Origin of the sequence: Pseudomonas tumuqii (assembly GCF_013184545.1) — a bacterium.
In the GTDB taxonomy this organism is placed as follows: Bacteria; Pseudomonadota; Gammaproteobacteria; order Pseudomonadales; family Pseudomonadaceae; genus Aquipseudomonas; species Aquipseudomonas tumuqii.
Genome location: NZ_JAAOJA010000029.1, coordinates 1 through 17,208 on the forward strand (window position 1 = coordinate 1; position 17,208 = coordinate 17,208).

The 17,208-nt window shown below is 59.9% G+C and carries 18 protein-coding genes; 8 read left to right on the forward strand and 10 right to left on the reverse strand.

The window, feature by feature from the left end:
- Positions 1 to 366, reverse strand: a 366-nt coding sequence (locus G9C89_RS24280; protein WP_172153188.1) for an isocitrate lyase/phosphoenolpyruvate mutase family protein, incomplete at its 3' end; no start/stop codon positions are given.
- Positions 363 to 1,100: a GntR family transcriptional regulator gene (locus G9C89_RS24285; RefSeq protein ID WP_172153190.1), complete on the reverse strand. Its 738-nt coding sequence runs from the start codon at positions 1,098 to 1,100 to the stop codon at positions 363 to 365. The genes G9C89_RS24285 and G9C89_RS24280, both read right to left, overlap by 4 nt.
- Before the next feature lie 303 nt (positions 1,101 to 1,403).
- Between G9C89_RS24285 and rloA the strand changes: the two genes are divergently transcribed.
- The 4 genes from rloA to pabB all read left to right on the forward strand — a co-directional run bounded on the left by rloA (position 1,404) and on the right by pabB (position 6,132).
- A complete protein-coding gene (rloA, locus tag G9C89_RS24290; protein ID WP_172153192.1) occupies positions 1,404 to 1,955 on the forward strand; it encodes a retropepsin-like aspartic peptidase RloA in 552 nt (183 codons plus the stop codon).
- A gap of 5 nt (positions 1,956 to 1,960) precedes the next feature.
- Positions 1,961 to 3,487 (forward strand): osmotic stress tolerance membrane protein RloB, encoded by a 1,527-nt coding sequence (gene rloB, locus G9C89_RS24295; protein WP_172153194.1) that lies wholly within the window; start codon positions 1,961 to 1,963, stop codon positions 3,485 to 3,487.
- Positions 3,488 to 3,490: 3 nt separating this feature from the next.
- Positions 3,491 to 4,477 carry an alpha-L-glutamate ligase-like protein gene (locus G9C89_RS24300; RefSeq protein WP_172153196.1) on the forward strand — a complete coding sequence of 329 codons (987 nt, stop codon included), beginning with the start codon at positions 3,491 to 3,493 and terminating at the stop codon, positions 4,475 to 4,477.
- A 311-nt stretch (positions 4,478 to 4,788) separates the two neighbouring features.
- Positions 4,789 to 6,132 (forward strand): aminodeoxychorismate synthase component I, encoded by a 1,344-nt coding sequence (gene pabB, locus G9C89_RS24305; RefSeq protein ID WP_172153198.1) that lies wholly within the window; start codon positions 4,789 to 4,791, stop codon positions 6,130 to 6,132.
- Positions 6,133 to 6,213: 81 nt separating this feature from the next.
- On the opposite strand, the gene thrH is transcribed toward pabB, so the two are convergent.
- A complete protein-coding gene (gene thrH / locus G9C89_RS24310) occupies positions 6,214 to 6,831 on the reverse strand; it encodes a bifunctional phosphoserine phosphatase/homoserine phosphotransferase ThrH (protein WP_172153200.1) in 618 nt (205 codons plus the stop codon).
- A gap of 232 nt (positions 6,832 to 7,063) precedes the next feature.
- Here thrH and G9C89_RS24315 point away from each other — a divergent pair, with 232 nt between their 5' ends.
- Entirely contained in the window at positions 7,064 to 7,798 is a 735-nt protein-coding gene (locus G9C89_RS24315; RefSeq protein ID WP_172153202.1) for a phosphoadenylyl-sulfate reductase, read from the forward strand.
- Between the two features lie 57 nt (positions 7,799 to 7,855).
- Here G9C89_RS24315 and cysB read toward each other — a convergent pair whose 3' ends face one another.
- The 3 genes from cysB to G9C89_RS24330 all read right to left on the reverse strand — a co-directional run bounded on the left by cysB (position 7,856) and on the right by G9C89_RS24330 (position 10,550).
- Entirely contained in the window at positions 7,856 to 8,830 is a 975-nt protein-coding gene (gene cysB / locus G9C89_RS24320) for an HTH-type transcriptional regulator CysB (protein ID WP_172153212.1), read from the reverse strand.
- A 135-nt stretch (positions 8,831 to 8,965) separates the two neighbouring features.
- Positions 8,966 to 9,466 carry a universal stress protein gene (locus tag G9C89_RS24325; protein ID WP_172153214.1) on the reverse strand — a complete coding sequence of 167 codons (501 nt, stop codon included), beginning with the start codon at positions 9,464 to 9,466 and terminating at the stop codon, positions 8,966 to 8,968.
- 178 nt (positions 9,467 to 9,644) lie between these two features.
- Complete coding sequence (locus G9C89_RS24330) at positions 9,645 to 10,550, reverse strand: 5'-nucleotidase (RefSeq protein WP_172153216.1); 906 nt, start codon at positions 10,548 to 10,550, stop codon at positions 9,645 to 9,647.
- Between the two features lie 178 nt (positions 10,551 to 10,728).
- On the opposite strand from G9C89_RS24330, the gene G9C89_RS24335 reads away from it, so the two are divergent.
- Entirely contained in the window at positions 10,729 to 11,145 is a 417-nt protein-coding gene (locus tag G9C89_RS24335) for a PilZ domain-containing protein (protein ID WP_172153218.1), read from the forward strand.
- Positions 11,146 to 11,311: 166 nt separating this feature from the next.
- Positions 11,312 to 12,388: a 3-deoxy-7-phosphoheptulonate synthase gene (locus G9C89_RS24340; RefSeq protein ID WP_172153220.1), complete on the forward strand. Its 1,077-nt coding sequence runs from the start codon at positions 11,312 to 11,314 to the stop codon at positions 12,386 to 12,388.
- A gap of 55 nt (positions 12,389 to 12,443) precedes the next feature.
- Here G9C89_RS24340 and G9C89_RS24345 read toward each other — a convergent pair whose 3' ends face one another.
- Both G9C89_RS24345 and G9C89_RS24350 read right to left on the reverse strand, forming a co-directional pair.
- Positions 12,444 to 12,725 carry a GNAT family N-acetyltransferase gene (locus tag G9C89_RS24345; protein WP_172153222.1) on the reverse strand — a complete coding sequence of 94 codons (282 nt, stop codon included), beginning with the start codon at positions 12,723 to 12,725 and terminating at the stop codon, positions 12,444 to 12,446.
- A gap of 199 nt (positions 12,726 to 12,924) precedes the next feature.
- The gene (locus G9C89_RS24350) at positions 12,925 to 14,301 is read right to left on the reverse strand and encodes a GntP family permease (protein WP_172153224.1); all 1,377 of its coding nucleotides are present in this window, start codon (positions 14,299 to 14,301) and stop codon (positions 12,925 to 12,927) included.
- 516 nt (positions 14,302 to 14,817) lie between these two features.
- Here G9C89_RS24350 and oprI point away from each other — a divergent pair.
- Positions 14,818 to 15,069, forward strand: coding sequence for an outer membrane lipoprotei OprI (gene oprI / locus G9C89_RS24355; RefSeq protein ID WP_037003984.1), 252 nt, complete (start codon positions 14,818 to 14,820; stop codon positions 15,067 to 15,069).
- A 226-nt stretch (positions 15,070 to 15,295) separates the two neighbouring features.
- Here the strand turns inward: oprI and G9C89_RS24360 are convergent, their stop codons facing one another.
- Together G9C89_RS24360 and G9C89_RS24365 are read right to left on the reverse strand one after the other, a co-directional pair.
- Positions 15,296 to 16,954, reverse strand: coding sequence for a fatty acid--CoA ligase (locus tag G9C89_RS24360; RefSeq protein ID WP_172153226.1), 1,659 nt, complete (start codon positions 16,952 to 16,954; stop codon positions 15,296 to 15,298).
- 119 nt (positions 16,955 to 17,073) lie between these two features.
- Positions 17,074 to 17,208: acyl-CoA dehydrogenase C-terminal domain-containing protein (locus tag G9C89_RS24365; protein WP_172152123.1), on the reverse strand; the 135-nt coding region annotated here is incomplete at its 5' end.

The following is a 17,208-nucleotide window of genomic DNA, read 5'->3' on the forward strand; positions in this document are numbered from 1 at the left end:
GACCTGGTCCTCGATGTGAATCGCCGCGGCGCCGAACTTGATCATCGACTTGACGGTACGCGCCACGTTGAAGGCCGAAGAGCCGAAGCCGGTGTCGACATCCACCAACAGCGGCAGGTCGCAGACGTCGGTGATGCGGCGCACGTCGGTGAGTACGTCATCCAGCCCGGTGATGCCCAGGTCCGGCAGACCGAGGGAGCCCGCCGCCACGCCGCCGCCGGACAGGTAGATCGCCTTGAACCCGGCGCGCTGGGCCAGCAAGGCGTGGTTGGCGTTGATCGCGCCGACGACCTGCAGGGGATGTTCTGCGTCAACGGCATCGCGAAAACGCTGGCCGGGACTGCTCTGGCTGGAAAGCTGACTCATGACTCACCTCGGGGTTTGGCTGTCTTGGTTGGCGCGCCCTGCCCCATGTTCATGGTGTAGTGGCGCTCGATATTACGTTTGGATGCGCCGATGTGACGGCGCATCAGCAACTCTGCGAGTTCGCCATCGCGCTCGGCGATGGCGTCGAGAATGCGATGGTGTTCGGCGAACGCCTGACGAGGGCGGTTCGGTGTGGCAGAGAACTGCAGGCGGTACATGCGCACCAGTTGATACAGCTCACCGCAGAGCATCTGCACCAGGGTGCGGTTGCCGCTGCCCTGAATGATCCGATAGTGGAAATCGAAATCGCCTTCCTGCTGGTAGTAGCCGACGCCCGCCTTGAAGGCCGCATCCTGCTCATGCAGATCGAGCACCCGGCGCAGGTCATCGATTTCCGCCTGGCTCATGCGCTCGGCGGCCAGGCGGCAGGCCATGCCCTCCAGCGACTCGCGGATCTCATAGAGCTCGATCAGCTCGGCGTGATCGAGCGACACCACCCGTGCGCCCACATGGGGGATGCGCACTAACAGACGCTGACCTTCCAGGCGGTGAATCGCCTCGCGCAGCGGCCCGCGACTGATGCCATAGGTACGCGCAAGCTCCGGCTCGGAAATCTTGCTGCCTGGTGCGATCTCGCCTTTGACGATGGCAGCCTGAATGCGGCGAAAAACATGCTCGGACAACGTTTCCGAATCATCCTGAACGATACGGGGCAACTCAATGGCATCGGGCATATTGTCGACACTACCTGTTAGATTTGCCAAAAAATTACCCTACAACGGCATTCCTGTCAAACAATCAACCTATACTGTCGACAATCTACCGAAGAACAAAAAGTTCTGATCTGCCCGCTTTTCTTGCATAAACGCCTATAAGCGTCTGTCGCAGCAGCAAAACCCCCGTGATAGAATGCCGCCCACTTGCGCCTGGCCTAGCTTTGCTGCCATGCCCGCTAGAGTTCAAACCAGGCGCAGTGGCCATGCCGCCTCGCCCGCCGGTCCTGTTATCCGACGACCGCGCTATACCTAATAGGACTTATGAGACTCAAGCCCTTCGCCCTGCTGTTCTGCCTGCTATCACTGCCTGGCCTGGGTCTAGCCGCCACAGAGAAGGCCGTATATGGCCTGAATGAATACGCAATGCTGTTCAACCTCGGTCTGCAAGTGCCGGCCAAACTGGATACCGGCGCCAAAACAGCGTCCTTGAGCGCGCGTGACATCCAGCGCTTCAAACGCGAGGGCGAACCCTGGGTGCGCTTCTACCTGGCGATCGACGATGCCCATGCCCACCCGATAGAGCGCCCGCTGGCACGGATCAGTAAAATCAAACGGCGCGCAGGCGACTATGATCCCGAGGCAGAAAAAACCTATACCGCACGCCCGGTAATCGAATTGGATATCTGTATGGGCCAAGCCCTGCGCACGATCGAAGTGAACTTGACCGACCGTAGTGCATTCCAATACCCGCTATTGATCGGCTCCGAAGCGCTAAAACGCTTCAGCGCACTGGTCGACCCAAGTCTTAAATACGCAGCAGGGAAACCTGGCTGTCCCCCTGACGCAAACCTTGGCGCCACCCCTAATGAGTAATGCCCATGCGCTCTCTTAACCTGCATCTGAAAGTCCTGATCACGCTATTGGTGGGCCTGGGCATTCTGATTACGGCCTACCAGATCTTCATCCTCGGCATTCCGTTGACCGAAGATGAAACCGATGACCTGTGGAACATCGACGCCAGAGTCGAGTTCCAGGCCAGCCCACGTGAGCCGGTCAAGCTGCAGATGTTCGTGCCACCACTGAACCAGGATTACGTCAGCCTCAACGAGAGCTTCATCTCCAATAATTATGGGGTGAGCATCAACCGCGCCGATGGCAATCGCAAGGTTACCTGGTCTGCCCGGCGCGCCAGCGGCAAGCAAACCCTCTATTACCGCCTGGTATTGACCAAACGCTATAGCGGCGAACAAGCCAAGAGCGAGGGACCGATCTTCCGCGACAGCATCCCAGTGGAAGGTGCCGAGAAAATTGCCGCCGAAGCCCTGCTCGCACCGATCCGCCAACACTCGGCGGACGTCGAGACCTTCATCAGCGAGACCATCAAACGGGTCAACAACGTCAGCGACGACAACGTCAAACTGCTGCTGGCCGGCGACGCCTCGACACCGAACAAAGCCGACGCCATCGAACTGCTGCTGTCCATCGCCCATGTGCCGATGGAGCGCGTGCACACCATCCGCCTGGCGGCCGAGATTCAGCAAAGCCCTGAACTGTGGCTGCGCAGCTTCAACGGTGAAAAATGGCTCTACTTCAACCCGGAGACCGGTCAACAAGGCTTGCCATCCGACCGCCTGGTCTGGTGGATCGGCGATGACAACCTGATCAAGCTCGAAGGCGGCAAGCAAGCGCAAGTCAGCTTCACCCTGAGCAACAGCGAGATGAATGCCATCCGCCTGGCCAAATTGACCGACGAGAACACTGACGCCGACTTCCTCGAGTACTCGATGTACGGCCTGCCGCTCTCCACCCAACAGACCTTCCAGATCATGCTGGTGATCCCGATCGGCGTGCTGGTGATCCTGATCCTGCGCAACCTCGGTGGCCTGCAGACCCTGGGCACCTTCACGCCAGTGCTGATCGCCCTGGCCTTCCGTGAAACCCAACTGGGCTTCGGCATCATCCTGTTCACCATCATTACTGCCCTGGGCCTGTCACTGCGCTCCTACCTCGAACACCTGAAACTGCAGATGCTGCCCAGGCTGTCGGTGGTCCTGACCTTCGTGGTGGTACTGATCGCCGCAATCAGCCTGTTCAGCCATAAGCTCGGCCTCGAGCGCGGCCTCTCGGTGGCACTGTTCCCGATGGTGATCCTGACCATGACCATCGAGCGCCTGTCGATCACCTGGGAAGAACGTGGTGGTGGTCATGCCTTCAAGGTCGCCATTGGCACCCTGGTAGCCGCGACCCTGTCTCACCTGTTGATGAGCGTGCCGCAGCTGACCTACTTCGTCTTCACCTTCCCGGCCGTGTTGATGATCCTGGTGGGTTTCATGCTGGCGATGGGCCGCTACCGCGGCTACCGCCTGACCGAACTTTTCCGCTTCAAAGCCTTCCTGAAGGATTGAGCCATGCTAGGTCTCTGGAAAACATGGAAGGCCCTTGAAGCCAAAGGCATCATGGGCATCAACCGTCGCAATGCGGACTACGTGCTGAAGTACAACAAGCGCAATCTCTATCCGATCGTCGATGACAAGATCATCACCAAGGAACGCGCCATCGCAGCCGGCATCGATGTGCCGGAAATGTATGGAGTGATCGAGACCGAAAAAGGCATCGACAAGCTGCGCGAGATCATTGGCGAGCGGCCGGACTTCGTGGTCAAGCCAGCGCAAGGCGCTGGCGGTGACGGTATCCTGGTCATTGCCGACCGTTTCGAGGACCGCTATCGAACGGTTTCCGGCAAGATCATCAGCCATGAAGAAATCGAACATCAGATCTCCAGCATCCTCACCGGCCTGTACTCGCTGGGTGGTCACCGTGACCGCGCACTGATCGAATACCGCGTCACCCCTGACCCCATCTTCAAGAGCATCAGCTACGAAGGTGTACCGGATATCCGCATCATCGTGCTGATGGGCTACCCGGTGATGGCCATGCTGCGCTTGCCGACCCGCCAGTCCGGCGGCAAGGCCAACCTGCACCAGGGCGCGATCGGTGTGGGTGTGGATCTGGCGACCGGGGTGACCCTGCGCGGCACCTGGCTGAACAACAAGATCAGCAAGCACCCGGACACCACCAATTCGGTAGACGGCGTACAGCTGCCCAACTGGAATGGTTTCATGAAGCTGGCCGCCGGTTGCTATGAACTGTGCGGCCTTGGCTATATCGGCGTGGACATGGTCCTCGACCAGGAGAAAGGTCCGCTGATTCTCGAGCTCAACGCGCGCCCAGGCCTGAACATCCAGATCGCCAACGACTGTGGCCTCACCCACCGCACTCATGCCGTGGAAGCGCGCCTGGCCGAACTGGCGAAGAAAGGCATCACCGAGACGCCGGAGGAACGCGTGCGCTTCGCTCAGGAGCTGTTTGGCCACGTCCCCAAAGCAGAGATCTGAAGCAACAACCTGCAGGGCTTTCATGCCACGGACGCTAAACCAGACAGCCCGCAGCAATAAAGCCCGAAAACGATCCGAAATGCCGCCCACTCGAGCGAAGTGCGCGGCATTTTTGTAGCCGGTTTATGCATTGGACTCAGTGCCGCAGACACCGTCGCCCTCCGCCACGAGCATGTCGCTCCAACTGCAGTGCCGGCCCATGATGAACAGGACCTTGGCAACTCGTCTGCGCACCGCGCCCAGACAGAAGCGCTAGGATGAATCTGACCGGCGTTCTACAATCGCCTGCCGCGCGCCTCTGAAAGCCTCGCATGCCTACTTGCCTTGTACACGCCCTGCCCTATCGTGCCGACCCGGCCATCTACTTCAGTGTCGTCTGTCACGCTCCAGGAGCGGTGCTGCTGGATGCCGGCCGTCCGGCCGCCGAGCGTGGACGCTATGACCTGATCAGTGCCTGGCCAACGGCCGAGCTGATCCCGACACCTGACGAACCGGCCAATGACTTCCTCCAGCGCCTGCGCGCCAGTCTGGCGGCGCTGGGCGAGGCCAAAGCACCTGACGACTGCCCACTGCCCTTCGTCGGCGGCTTGATTGGCTACCTGGGCTACGACTTCGGCCGGCGCCTGGAAACCATGCCCGAACAGGCACGCGACGACCTGGGCTTGGCCGATGCGCAGCTTGGCCTGTATGCCTGGGCCCTGATCACCGACCATCATCTGGGCACCAGCCAGCTGATGTTTCATCCAACCCTGAGCAATGAACAACGACAAGGCTTGATCGAGCTGTTCGATATGCCACAAACGCCGACGCCGACGCCCTTCAGGCTGACCGGGGCATTCAAGGCTGATATCGATGAGCGCGAGTATTGCCATGCCATCGAACGCATCCAGGCCTACATCCAGGCCGGCGACTGTTACCAGGTGAATTTTGCCCAACGCTTTCGCAGCCACTACCAGGGCGATCCCTGGACGGCTTATCGCGCCTTGCGTGCCGCCTGCCCCACCCCCTTCGCCGGCTACCTGACCCTGGCGGATAACGGCGCAATCATCAGCCTGTCGCCCGAGCGCTTCCTGCGCGTCAGCGAAGGTCATGTAGAGACCCGTCCGATCAAGGGCACACGCCCACGCCACAGCGACCCCGAGCAGGATGCCGCGCAAGCCGCAATGCTCCTGGCCAGCCTGAAGGATCGTGCCGAGAACCTGATGATCGTCGATCTGCTGCGCAACGATCTCGGCCGCAGTTGCGCGATCGGTTCGGTGCACGTGCCGGAACTGTTCGCCCTGGAGAGCTATCCCAACGTGCACCACCTGGTCAGCGCGGTGACGGGCGAACTGGCACCAGGCAAAGATGCCCTGGATCTCATCGCCGGCAGCTTCCCCGGCGGCTCGATTACCGGCGCGCCGAAAATCCGCGCCATGCAGATCATCGACGAACTGGAGCCCACACGCCGCGCACTCTATTGCGGCTCGTTGCTGTATCTGGACGTGCGTGGCGAGCTGGACAGCTCGATTGCCATCCGCAGCCTGCTGGCCAAGGACGGGCAGATCAGTTGCTGGGGCGGCGGCGGCATAGTCGCCGACTCCGACTGGCAGGCGGAATACCAGGAGTCCATCACCAAGGTGAAGGTCTTGCTGGAAACGCTGGAGGGGATGTAGCGGCAAGCCGCAAGCGAGTCTCGGAACGACGTGACAACCGTCAAACGCCTTCGCCCGACTCTTGCAGACTCGCCGCTGCGGTTACAGGCTCAGGTCGCGATTGGATGCCTTGATGAACTCGCGCTTGAGGTCTTCATAGGTGTGCACGGCCGGGAACTGCGGAAACTCGCGAATCACGTTTTCCGGCGCATGGAACAGGATGCCCGCATGGGCCTCGCTGAGCATGCTGGTGTCGTTGTACGAGTCGCCTGCGGCGAGCACCCGGTAGTAGAGACTCTTGAGCGCAATCACCGACTGCCGCTTGGGATCCTTCTGGCGCAGCTGGTAGCTCACCACCCGATCATTTTCGTCGGTGACCAGCTTGTGGCACAGCAGCGTCGGGAAACCCAGCTGACGCATCAGCGGCTGGGAGAACTCGTAGAAGGTGTCCGAGAGAATCACCACCTGAAAGCGCTCACGCAGCCAGTCGACGAACTCCACCGCGCCGTCCAGCGGCTTGAGGGTGGCGATGACTTGCTGGATGTCGTTCAGCTTCAGGCCATGCTCATCGAGAATGCGCAGGCGCTGCTGCATCAGCACGTCGTAATCCGGAATATCCCGGGTGGTCGCTTTCAGCGATTCGATGCCGGTTTTTTCCGCGAAGGCGATCCAGATCTCCGGGACCAGAACACCTTCCAGGTCGAGACAAGCGATTTCCACGGGACACTCCTAGATTGGGCTTGAAAGAAGGCGGCACTCTAGCGGCTCGCCGGAGGCGGCGCAACGCAAGGCTTATACCCAAACAGGATGGTCTCCCTTGTACTTGGTTATTTAGCGATATAACACCTTTTTGCTACCATCGGCGCACAGAGCGTCCGAGGGCGCCCACAAGCCAGGCGTCGCAGCCTGGGGCGGCCCCTCTCAGCGCCACCTCAACCAGGAATCCAGCCCGATGAGCCACCCATTCGATGTAGCCGAACTGGCCGTAACCTACGCCAGCAAGTCGCCCCAGGACATTCTCAAACTTGCCTTCGAGCACTTTGGCGATGAACTGTGGCTCTCCTTCAGCGGCGCCGAGGATGTGGTGCTGGTGGACATGGCCTGGAAGCTGAATAAAAACGTCAAGGTCTTCAGCCTCGATACCGGCCGCCTGCACCCGGAGACCTACCGCTTCATCGAGCAGGTGCGCGAGCACTACGGCATCGCCATCGACGTACTCGCCCCCGACGCGACGGCGCTAGAGGCACTGGTCAAGGAAAAAGGTTTGTTCAGCTTCTACAAGGACGGCCACAGCGAATGCTGCGGTATTCGCAAGACCGCCCCGCTGCGGCGCAAGCTGGCCACGGTCAAGGCCTGGGCCACCGGCCAGCGCCGCGATCAGAGCCCCGGCACCCGCAGCCAGGTCGCGGTGGTGGAAATCGACACGGCCTTCTCCACCCCGGAAAACACCCTGTACAAGTTCAACCCGCTGGCGCAGATGAGCAGCGAAGACATCTGGGCCTATATCCGCATGCTGGAAATCCCCTACAACAGCCTGCATGAGCGCGGCTTCATCAGCATCGGCTGCGAGCCGTGCACCCGCCCGGTACTGCCCAATCAGCACGAGCGCGAAGGCCGCTGGTGGTGGGAGGAAGCCACGCAGAAGGAGTGCGGCTTGCACGCCGGCAACCTGATCGCGAAGAGCTGACATCCTCGAGCATGAAACACCCGGCACTTGGCCGGGTGTTTCATGCTCGCAAGTCACTCAATAAGTCGGCAACTCGACATCGTGGAACAGCTCTTCCAGCTCGGACTTGTTGTGACACTGCACCGCCTTGGCCAGCACATCGCGGGTCAGGTGCGGGGCAAATTTTTCGATGAAATCGCACATGAATCCACGCAGGAAAGTGCCGCGGCGAAAGCCTATCTTGGTCACACTGGACTCGAACAGGTCGCTGGCATCGAGCACCACCAGATCGGGATCGAGGGTGGCGTCCACCGCCATCTTGGCCACGATGCCCACTCCCAGGCCCAGGCGCACATAGGTTTTGATCACGTCGGCGTCGGCCGCAGTGAAGACCACCTTGGGCGTCAGGCCGCGATGACTGAAGGCCTCGTCCAGCTTGGAACGGCCAGTGAAGCCGAAGACATAAGTAACGATCGAGTGTTCCGCCAGAGCTTCCAGCGTCAGCTTCGGCAGCTTGCTCAACGGGTGTCCCTGAGGCACTACCACGCAGCGGTTCCAGCGGTAGCACGGCATCATCACCAGATCATTGAACAACTCCAGCCCCTCGGTGGCGATGGCGAAATCCACAGTGCCATCGGCGGCCATTTCGGCGATCTGCATCGGTGTGCCCTGATGCATGTGCAGGGCAACGTCCGGGTATTGCTTGATGAATGCACTGATCACCGGCGGCAAGGCATAGCGCGCCTGGGTGTGGGTAGTGGCAATGGACAAGGTGCCCTTTTTCTCGTTGGAGAATTCCTGGGCGATCTGTTTGATGCTTTCGACCTTGCGCAGGATTTCTCCGGCTGTGGTGATGATCCGCTCGCCCGCCGGGGTAACCCGGGTCAGGTGCTTGCCGCTGCGAGCGAAGACCTCCACGCCCAATTCGTCTTCGAGTAAACGGATCTGCTTGCTGATGCCCGGCTGCGAGGTATAGAGGCTTTGCGCGGTAGCCGAAACGTTGAGGTCGTGATGCGCAACTTCCCAGATGTAGCGCAATTGCTGGAGCTTCATAAAAATCCCTCAAAGCAGAATAAGCAGCCGTCCAGTGGCCGGCGGCGTCATATAACCATATATATTGTTTAACTATTAAATCTAGATGATTTTATTTGGTCGTGCCGATTATTCTTTGAAATATTAAAAAAGCCCTCAGGCCTCCCCACGGGCTCGGTGCTGCAGCATCGGCACCAGGTACACCGGAACTTCGGACAACTGCACCAGGCGCGCGGCCGTGCGCCCCAACGGGATATCCAGGCCGGCGCCATGGCTATGACTGCCGACGACCAGCAAATCCACCCCACGTTTCTGCGCCTCCTCGAGAATCACCAGGGGCGGATCACCCTGCACCACCTGCACCGCACGGATCACCTCGAGTTCATGCTGGGACTCGCCAAGCTCATCACGAAATCCCTCCAGGACCCGTTGCTCGATACTCGCCATAACCGTACTCAGGCCTTTGCTGCGCAGCTCCTTGAGACGCTCTTCATCCAGATAGGTTTGCAGCACCGACTCGGCAAACAAGCCCATTGGCTCCACCGCATGCACGACATACAGGCTGGCATTGAACGCACGGGTCAGCGCCAGGGCATGCTGCAAGACATAGGGGGCATAAAGACCCAGATCGGTAGCATAGAGAATCGAGCGAATCATGCGGTCTCCTCGACTGCCTAGCTGGCAGGCCTAACTTGAGCTTAGCAGTGCCATCTGCAAGTCAACAAAACTGCAGTCATTCAGGACGAATGATTATATGCACAGGGCCTGGATGCCGCTGGGTGCGGCCGCCGTATTCAGGCCTGCGCAGCCAGACAACGCGAAAAATGCCAGACTGCTAGCGTTGCGGCTCGTTACTCACGCCATGCGGTACATGCCCGGTGGCAACGACCTCGCGGGCTTTCTCGCAGTGCCCCGCCTGGTCGTCGAAGAAGACGTCGGCACCAAAGGTTTCGAGAATTGCCGCCTTCTCCAGTCCGCCCAGAAAGAACGACTCATCCAGGCGAATATTCCACTCGCGCAAGGTGCGGATCACCCGCTCATGGGCCGGCGCCGAGCGGGCAGTGACCAGGGCCGTGCGAATCGGGCAGGCCTCCTCGGGAAACTCCTGCTGCAGGAGGTGCAGCGCCGCCAGGAAGGGCTTGAAGGGTCCACCGCCAAGCAACTCGCGAGCCGACTCACGTTCGTGGCTCTGGAAGGCTTCCAGGCCGCCCTGCTGATAGACCCGCTCGGACTCGTCGGAAAACAGCACGGCATCGCCGTCGAAAGCGATGCGCAGCTCATTGCTCGCGGCCCGCCGCGCCCCACCGGAGAGAATGGTGGCCGCGCCAAACCCCGAGCGCAGCGCACTGCGTACATCTTCGGCGTGAGTCGAGAGAAACAGATGGCAGCCGAATGCCGCCAGATAGGGATCGGGGCTGCGACCGCCGACAAAGGCCGCGCGCGAGATGCCCAGGCCGTAGTGCTGGATCGAATTGAACGCACGCAACCCGGTATCGGCGCTGTTGCGCGACACCAGAATAACTTCGACCCGCGCCTGACCCAATGCGCTGTTCAACCCCAGCAGCTTCTCGACCAGAGGGAAAGCGTCACCGGGCATGAGGATTTCGTCCTCATGTTCGATCTGATAGCGACGATAGGCCTCAACCCCCTCCCCCTCATACACGCGGTGACTCTCGCGCAGGTCGAACAGCGCCCGCGAGGAAATCGCCAACACCAGCTTGTCGCCCATTCCCTTGCTCATGCTCACCTCGGTGTCTGTATTGATCGGCCGCCATGCGAGACAGCTTGATGTGGGCGGGAGACAACGACCTGGGCGGGCGCCTTCTTAGCAGCGATCCGCATTAAAGTCAGTCAGTTACAGTTCAGTCACTATACTGATTAAAACGATGTCAAATTGTTGGCAGAGGGAGTCGGTTGCCATGCGCCGTTTTCTGCGTCACCCCAGCGATATGCCAGTGGAGTTGGTGCTCCGCAAACAAACCTTTATCCCCAAACAACGGCTGAACAATATCAGCCTCGGCGGAGTGGCGTGCAACTGCAGATGCGGTTTTCGCCGTGGCACTGCGGTAGAGCTGCGCATTCCGCTGCTTGGCGAGCAGGCACGCTACCCCGGGGTAGTAGCCTGGTGCCGCAAACAGCCCAACGATTACCTGGTGGGCATCGCCTTTATCGACGAAGACACGCTATTTCGCGCACGCATGGTCGAACAGGTCTGTCAGATCGAACATTACCGCCAGCAACGTGAACTGGAGCTGGGCGAACATCTGGCGATCGAGGGCATCGCCCAGGAATGGATCGCCCATCACGCCGCCGAGTTCTCCAACGCAAGCCTGTAATCCCTGCTTCGTTCCGGTTAACGACCTTAGACCCATTGTCTAGCCCGCCCGTAACGCGCTAAGGTTCTGCATCCCCGCTGTGCTCATAAATGCTGTGCTCCGCCACACGGGGATCGCTGGCGGCCGGCACCCGTGACCTGACGACCCTGACCTGATGAAAAGCACGATGGCTGACTTACCGATCAATGACCTTAACGTTGCCTCCAACGAAACCCTGATCACGCCCGATCAGTTAAAGCGCGAAATTCCGCTGAGCGATGCCGCGCTGCACACTGTCGCCACTGGCCGCCAGGTGATTCGCGACATCCTCGATGGTAAAGACCATCGCTTGTTCGTGGTAGTCGGCCCCTGCTCGATTCACGACATCAAAGCCGCCCACGAATACGCCGAACGCCTCAAGGCGCTTGCAGCAGAAGTGTCGGACAGCCTGTATCTGGTGATGCGCGTGTACTTTGAAAAGCCGCGCACCACGGTGGGTTGGAAAGGACTGATCAACGACCCCTACCTGGACGACTCATTCAAGATTCAGGACGGCTTGCACATCGGCCGCCAGTTGCTGCTCGACCTGGCGGAAATGGGCCTGCCGACCGCTACCGAGGCACTCGATCCGATCTCACCGCAATATTTGCAGGATCTGATCAGCTGGTCGGCCATCGGCGCACGCACCACTGAATCGCAAACCCACCGCGAAATGGCCTCTGGCCTGTCCTCGGCGGTTGGCTTCAAGAACGGCACCGACGGCGGCCTGACCGTGGCGATCAACGCGCTGCAATCGGTTTCCAGCCCGCACCGCTTCCTCGGCATCAATCAGGAAGGTGGCGTGTCCATCGTCACCACCAAGGGTAATGCCTACGGTCACGTGGTGCTGCGCGGCGGCAACGGCAAGCCGAACTATGACTCGGTCAGCGTTGCCGTTTGCGAGCAGGAACTGACCAAGGCCGGCATCCGTCCGAACATCATGGTCGATTGCAGCCATGCCAACTCGAACAAGGATCCGGCGCTACAACCCCTGGTAATGGACAACATTGCCAACCAGATCCTCGAAGGCAACCAGTCGATCGTTGGCCTGATGGTCGAGAGCCATCTGGGCTGGGGCAACCAGTCGATACCGAAAGACCTCAACCAGTTGAAATACGGCGTATCCGTCACCGATGCCTGCATCGACTGGGATAGCACCGAAAAAACCCTGCGCAGCATGCACGCCAAACTCAAGGATGTACTGCCCAAGCGCCACCGCGGCTAGACGCCACACACATAAAAACGCCGGGCAATGCCCGGCGTTTTTGTAAGCCTTTGGGTCAGCCTCTGGCGCTATGGCGCTGGCGACGCTCCATATAACGTTCGACGTAGGAGCAAGAGGGAATCACCGTGTAATCCATGCGTTCAGCGTACTGCAAGGCATGCTCGGTCAAGGCGGCGGCGATACCACGACCGCGCAACGAGTTCGGCACGAAGGTACGGTAGATATCCAAGGTCTGCTTGCCCAGATCCATATAGGCCAGGTACGCACGATCACCATCCACTGTGGTCTCGAACTGGTGACCCTTGAGGTCATGGTGAATGGACAACGCCTCGCTCATCGCAACTCCTCTGAAATAACCTGCAAACCATACCCGCACCTTAGCGATATTTTTCGGGCGAAGCGACCTTGGCATTGCGCCATCATCGCACTTGCAGTCGCAATCGCCCGCATTGATCGCTGCCGCCAGCCCCGGACTGCATGTTCAGGCGAAGGCGCAGACCCACGCCGGCATGCCGGCCACTCTTGACTTCGCCTGCCTAGAACACACTCAAGAAAGCGATGCTGCACAGCACCGCGACCACCGGAATCAATACCGTCACGACGAAAAGATCCTTGTAAGCCTGCTTGTGGGTCAAGCCCATGATCATCAGCATGGCAATCACTGCTCCGCAGTGTGGCAGCGAGTCAAACCCGCCCGAGGCAATAGTGGCTATACGGTGAAGGACTTCGGGCTCGACGCCCATTTCCAGGTATTTGGGCGCCAGGGTCTGCATGAATATCTGCAAGCCGCCGGAGGAGGAGCCGACAATCCCGGAAACCACGCTGACCGAGGCAAAAATCGACAACAGCGGCGGCAAGTCAACCGTCAGAATCCACTGGGAAAACTGGGCGAAGCCAGGTGTCTGGGTGACCACGCCACCAAAGCCAATCACCGCCGCTGTGTTCAGCAGCGGCATGATCGCATCGTCGGCGCCCTGCCCGAGCAACACTAGCGTATTGCGCCGCAAGCCCGCGAACAGCATGACCGCAACCCCGGTGGCGATCACCAGCGCCAGGCTCGGCCAGAGAATAGGCTGCTGTTGACTGAAGCCCAGCAACGGACCCAACCAGCCTTGTTCAGGGGCGATCGCGCCACTCAACAGCAACAAGCGCGGCAGCATGATGATGCCCAGCACCACCAGGATAGGCAGCACAGCCAAACCCCAGTGCGGCCCGGAACCCGGCGCACTGGCCAACTGTTCCATGCGCAAATCCTGCGCATTGGCCTCAAAACCCTCACCGCGCTCGCGCGCCAGGCGCCATTCACGCTGAACATAAGCCATGCCCAGCGCAATCATCAACACGCTCGCGGCCACCCCAATCCAGGCCCCGGCAAACAGGTCGGTGCCCAAGGCGCTGGCGGCGATGACATTGTGAATCGAGGGCGTGCCCGGCATCGCAGTCATGGTGAAAGTACCGGCGCCCAAGGCAGTGGCCGCGCAGAATAGACGCTTGGGCAGGTTGGCCTCACGCATCAAGCTGATGCCCAGCGGGTACATGGTAAAGATCACCACGAACACCACCACCCCGCCATAGGTCAGCAATGCACAGACCAGCATGGTCACCCACAGAGTCCGGCTAATGCCGAGACTGCGCGTTATCGCCTGAGCGATACTGCTGGCCGCCTGGCTTGCGGCCATGACCTTGCCGAATATGGCGCCGCAAAGAAACAACACGAAGAACTTGCCGGCAAAGGTGAAGGCGCCCAAGGGGCCGAACGGGAAATACTCGAGTAGCGCCTTTGGCGCCTGCAAGCCATTGCTCAGCGCCACCACCAGTGCGCAGAGCAAGGCCGCAATGAATATATTCACCCCGCGCAATGCCATAAAAATCAATAAGGCCAAGCCAGCCAACAACCCTGCATTCCCGAGCATGTGTAATTCTCCGTTATTTTTGTACTTGTCAGATCGCCTTCAAAAACCGTAGCGCATGGCTTGCCCTCGCAAGCCTGGGCCTGCCGAGATACCGTTCACTCAGGCCCGGCGAACGGCATTGTATAGCCCAATAAAACCCTGGGAATCCAGCCTCGAGAGACCGTTCGCAGAGCTTATCTGGCACCCTGCGTGCGACAAACGAAGCAACAGAGCGCCTTGACCGAACAGCACGCGAAGCCGCTGCCGCGCTTATGAAACACTCGGCCCAGGTGGCCTATGCAGGCCGGCGTTTTATAGCAGTAAACTCTGCGACACAGCAGAAACAACGAAAACTGTATGTTTTTCATACAAAGCGGCACAACTTACCGCCGTGTCCTTAGCCAAGATGAAAAAAAACATGCTGCGCTTGCACCGCCTACATTTACTTACTAAAAGTTATGGGTAGTATGTACGCCGGCTAATTTCCTACTGTTTGGAAATTGCTTTTATGGAAAATTCCACCTCAAGGGGAACACGATGAACAACGTTCTGAAATTCTCTGCTCTGGCTTTGGCCGCAGTTCTGGCTACCGGTTGCAGCAGCATGTCCAAAGAAACTGAAGCACGTCTGACCGCTACCGAAGACGCTGCTGCTCGCGCTCAAGCCCGTGCCGATGAAGCCTATCGCAAGGCTGATGAAGCTATGGCAGCTGCTCAGAAGGCTCAGCAAACTGCTGACGAAGCCAATGAGCGCGCTCTGCGTATGCTGGAAAAAGCCAGCCGCAAGTAATAGCCCTCCAAGGCTAATTAAGCCGATCCCATAAGGATCGGCTTTTTTATGGGCGTTGTTCCGCCCGGAATATGTTCTTGCCCCCGTCTCGGTGGCACCCCGTTAAGCGATAAACTGCGTGCCCCGATTGGCAGGAACCAGGGCAAGCCCTGGTTCCTGGATGAAGCAACCGCTCACGGCCGAGCAACCTGAGAATCCATCAGGTCATGCCGGAGTTATCGTAGGCCTATTTCAGAGCGCCCTGCGCCAACTCGTTTTCGCGGATGAGCTTTTTGTTGATCTTGCCGACGCTGGTTTTCGGGATGTCCGCCACGAACTTGATCTGCTTGGGGATCGCCCACTTGTTGATGTGGCCACTGTCGACAAACTGCTGCAGGTGAACCTCAATGATCTTCTGCTCGACTGCCTGGCCCGGCTGACAAACCACCAGGGCCATCGGCCGCTCGCCCCACTGATCATCGGGAATCCCCACTACGGCGACAGAAGCCACGGCCGGGTGCTCACTGATCAGGTTCTCCAGTTCCAGCGAGCTGATCCACTCGCCACCGGTCTTGATCACGTCCTTGATTCGGTCCTTGATTTCCACCCCGCCGCGGGGGTCGATCGAGGCGATGTCGCCCGTATGCAGCCAGCCATCTTCCCACAGCTCGGCGCCCTTCTCGGGCTCGTTTAGATAGCCCTGGGTCAACCAGGGCGCACGCACCACAACCTCGCCCTGCGACACACCATCGTGAGCCACCTGATTACCGCTGGCATCGATGATGCGCAGATCGACCATTGGCACCGGCACCCCGGTCTTGATCCGTACGGCCAGCTGCGCGTCCATCGGCTGCTGCAGTTCCGCCGTACGCAGGTAGGTGACGCAGAGCAGCGGGCAGGTCTCGGACATGCCGTAGCCGCTGTGCACCAGCATCCCTCTGGCTGCCGCCTGGGCGGCTACGCCCAGGGTCAGGGCGCTGCCGCCCAAAAGCATTTTCCAGCCGCTGAAATCGGTCTGTGCCGCTTCGGCGCAGCCCAGGATCATCTGCAGGATGGTCGGTACGCAGTGGGAAAAGCTGACCTTTTCTTCGCGATAGAGCCTGACCAGGCTGTTGGGTTCGTAGCGGCCGGGGTAGACCTGTTTGATCCCCATCAGGGTCGCCACATAGGGCACGCCCCAGGCATGCACATGAAACATCGGCGTGATGGGCATGTAGACATCGTCGGAACGTAGCAGCGGTGCGCCCTGGTACACGCCCAGCGTGCCGACTGCATTCAGGGTGTGCAGCACCAACTGGCGGTGGGTGAAATACACGCCTTTCGGGTTGCCGGTGGTGCCGGTGGTGTAGAAGGTGGTGGCCACCGAGTTCTCGTCGAAGTCGGGGAAGTCGTAAGTGGCGGCCGCCTGGGAGAGCAGCTGCTCATATTCCCCCAGTACCGGCAGTGCGGTAGCGCGTGCGCCGTCGTCACTGAGCTGGACATAGCCCTTGACGGTGGTCAGCTCACCCTGGATCTGCTCGAGCAGCGGCAGGAAGTCATCATGCACCAGCACCAGGTCATCCTCGGCGTGGTTCATGGTGTAGAGCACCTGCTCCGGCGACAGACGGATGTTCACCGTATGCAGCACCGCGCCAATCATCGGCACGGCGAAGAAGCATTCCAGGTAGCGGTGGCTGTCCCAATCCAGTATCGCCACGGTGTCGCCGGCCTTGATCCCTGCAGCCGTCAGGGTATTGGCCAACCGGCGGATACGCTCGTTGAGGGTGCGATAGCTGTAACGCAACTTGTCGGCGTAGACGATCTCCTGCTCGGCTTCGTAGCGCACGCCCGACAGCAGCAGGCTCTTGATCAGCAAGGGGTTACTGTGGGCACCTTGTGCGGGGGTAATTATTTTTGTCTTCAGCATGGTGAGGTCTGCCTGGTTCTTATTGGTAGTTTGAGTGACGGATCGGCGCGCAGTGCGTACGACGACAGGCATGGCGCGACCCGATGTTTGCCCAGGCCTGTGGCCCGGGCTTGGGGCGATCAGAACTGCGCCGCGTCCAGCAGGTACAGGCTCTCGCTGCCGGCCTTGACCGAGGCGGTCAGCGAGTGGATGCGCGGCAGGATGCGGGCGAAGTAGAAGCGCGCGGTGCCCAGCTTGCTGGCGTAGAAGTCGTC